This window comes from Thomasclavelia sp. (assembly GCF_017889095.1).
In the GTDB taxonomy this organism is placed as follows: domain Bacteria; phylum Bacillota_I; class Bacilli_A; order Erysipelotrichales; family Coprobacillaceae; genus Thomasclavelia.
Map to the genome: position 1 here is coordinate 1 of NZ_JAGHEW010000167.1, position 2,703 is coordinate 2,703.

Annotated in this window: 3 protein-coding genes; 1 reads left to right on the top strand and 2 read right to left on the bottom strand. The window is 33.0% G+C overall.

Annotated features, from left to right (window positions below; translation table 11 throughout):
• Nucleotides 1-901, top strand: a 901-nt coding sequence (locus tag J7M77_RS07410; RefSeq protein ID WP_296877196.1) for a 5-methyltetrahydropteroyltriglutamate--homocysteine methyltransferase, incomplete at its 5' end; no start/stop codon positions are given.
• Nucleotides 902-922: 21 nt separating this feature from the next.
• Here J7M77_RS07410 and J7M77_RS07415 read toward each other — a convergent pair.
• Nucleotides 923-2,458, bottom strand: coding sequence for a glycoside hydrolase family 3 N-terminal domain-containing protein (locus tag J7M77_RS07415; protein WP_296877197.1), 1,536 nt, complete (start codon nt 2,456-2,458; stop codon nt 923-925).
• Nucleotides 2,446-2,703 (bottom strand): hypothetical protein (locus tag J7M77_RS07420; RefSeq protein WP_296877198.1); only part of this gene is annotated, 258 nt, incomplete at its 5' end. The genes J7M77_RS07420 and J7M77_RS07415, both read right to left, overlap by 13 nt.

The following is a 2,703-nucleotide window of genomic DNA, read 5'->3' on the forward strand; positions in this document are numbered from 1 at the left end:
ATTTAGAAGAGCTACCTGGCATCTTGATTTTATGTGGGGATTTGATGGCGTAGCCCATCAGCCCAGTTTAAATCCCATTAGTTTTCATACAACTAAAACCGATCTTGAAGATACTTATTTAGTAGGCAAAATTTCTTGCAAACACCATCCATTTGTCGAGCACTTTAAATTCATTAAAGCCTTGGAAGATAAAAATACTGTCGCTAAACAAACTATTCCGGCTCCAGCCCAGTTTTTATTACAATGTTTGTTTACTCAAAATCTAGAAACTACTAAAGCTATCTATCCCGATACTAATGATTTAATTTTAGATATTGCCATAGCTTATCAACAAGTCATTCAAGATTTATACAATGCCGGCTGTCGTAATCTTCAGCTTGATGATTGTTCATGGGGCTTATTCTTTGGACATGATTTAAATGAAGAAAATAAAAAATTCGCTAATCAGCTGCTTAAAGTAAACAATTTAGCGATAGCCAAAGCCCCACAAGATATGGTTATTACAACCCATATTTGTCGCGGTAATTATAATTCGGACTATTTTAGTCAAGGCAGCTATGATTCAGTGGCTCCAATTATTTTTGGTCAAGAAAATGTTAGTGCTTATTATCTTGAATTTGATGATGAACGTTCAGGAAATTTTGAATCATTAAAAGAAATCAGTGATAATAAAAAAGTTGTTTTAGGACTAATAACAACTAAGACACCCGAGTTAGAAAATAAACAAGAAATTATTGCAAGAATCCATGAAGCTACTAAATATATTCCTCTTGACCGTTTATGTCTTAGTCCACAATGTGGTTTTGCTTCTTGTGAAATTGGTAATAAATTAACTGAAGAACAACAATGGGCTAAACTAGCATTAGTCAAAGAAATAGCTAAAGAAGTCTGGGGTGATTAAAAGCACAGTAAAACTGTGCTTTTAATAGTGTAAACCAAAATTTAATTCATAATAATTACCAGCTTGATCATGGTAAGCATAAGCTTTGCCATTTTCATCTTTTAAACTATCAGCCATATACTTATCTTTATCATAACCTGGTACATCATTAGGACTAGCACAAACACCCATACTATCAACTTTGATAACTTCATCATTTCTAGGAAGGGTAATTGGTAATTTACCTGTTGGTGCATAGTTTCCAAAAATCACATCAATAACAGCCATTAAACTAGTATCAAATCCTGCTAATAGACAATCACAATTTGTTTCAATATTACCAACTAACCAAGGTAAAGTTATGTTTAGATTACTAATTACTTTACCTTTATTTAAATGGATTTGTTTATAGATTGCTTCAATTTTTTTAACGTTAGCTAACGTTGTTTCTTGATAAGTTTCTTTTAATGGTTTACCTTCGTTATCAACTTTTACTACTGTTTTATTTTCACAGATATCTAATTCTAAATAACCAGTTGTTGCTTCAAAATAACCACCAGAACTTGGATCGATAAATAATAAAGCATAATTGGCTTTTTCTACTTGATCAGTAATATTAATTAAAGAATTTAATTGTTTTTTTAATTCAAGCGTTGCTTTATTGCTTTCGCTGCCATCTTTTTGGAAAACTTCAACATAAAATAAACTATCGTTATTTTGTTTAAGCGGTAAGGTTCCATCGTTTTTTAATAAAACTACAGATTGTAAGTGAGCTTTATAAGCATTTTCATCTTGACAGTTAAATAAATCAATCACTTTTTGAACATCACGATAAGGATTTTCAAACAAACCAAGTTTAAAACTTTCTTCTAAAGTATTAATTACTGCTCGATCAATTGTATCTAATGTTAATTCTAACTGTTCTCTAGTAAAACCGTCAGGTATTTGATGGTTATCATAATACCCTTCTTGGCTGCGGCGATATGCTTCTTTAGCATCACCTAAATCAAAAGCACCACTAATTAAATCAATCCCCGTGTTTAAAGCTAACGCTACACGTTCAGGCACATCTAATTGTTCAACGCCCCAGGACATACTATGAGTGATTCCTGAATCGGAATTTAAATAGCCTTTAAATCCTAATTGGTTTCTTAATAAATCATCAATGATAATTTTATTATAAGCAAAGCCATAAGGTTTAAAATCAATTGGCTGATTGTTTAAATCAGTTTGCAAAGCACTTTTATTTTTACTAGGTTTAGCATAATAAGGCATAATGGCCGAAACATTTTTATCGATAGCAGCCTGAAAAGCCGGTAAATGATATTTCTTTAAGCTATCTTTTGTTTGATAAACATTCCATTGTCCCATCGCATAATGCGGATCAAAACCATTATCACGAGCACCACCACCAGGGAAGTGTTTAACAGTAAGTGCTACCCCATCACTAGTTACTCCGTTTTCACTACCTTGAATAAGCGGGACTAAATGACTAAAGATCTTAGCATTAAATTCAGGATCTTCACCAAAAGTTCCGTATGTTCTTTGCCAACGGGGATCAGTGGCTAAATCGGCCATATACATATATCCTTTTTTAGTCCAACCGTATCCCATTGCTGTTTTACGCATCTGGCAAAATCATCAATTACTTGAAGCCCACTTCCTTTAGCTCCTGCAGCAATCCCTAAAGTTCCTGGCCATGTTGTAAAACCACTATTTCCATCATTCATTCCAAAGATTACTTTACCATTTTCATTTTTAGAATTGGCAACTACTTTTACCGGAACAAAATGTCTGCATGATTCGGCTACATAATTTAACTG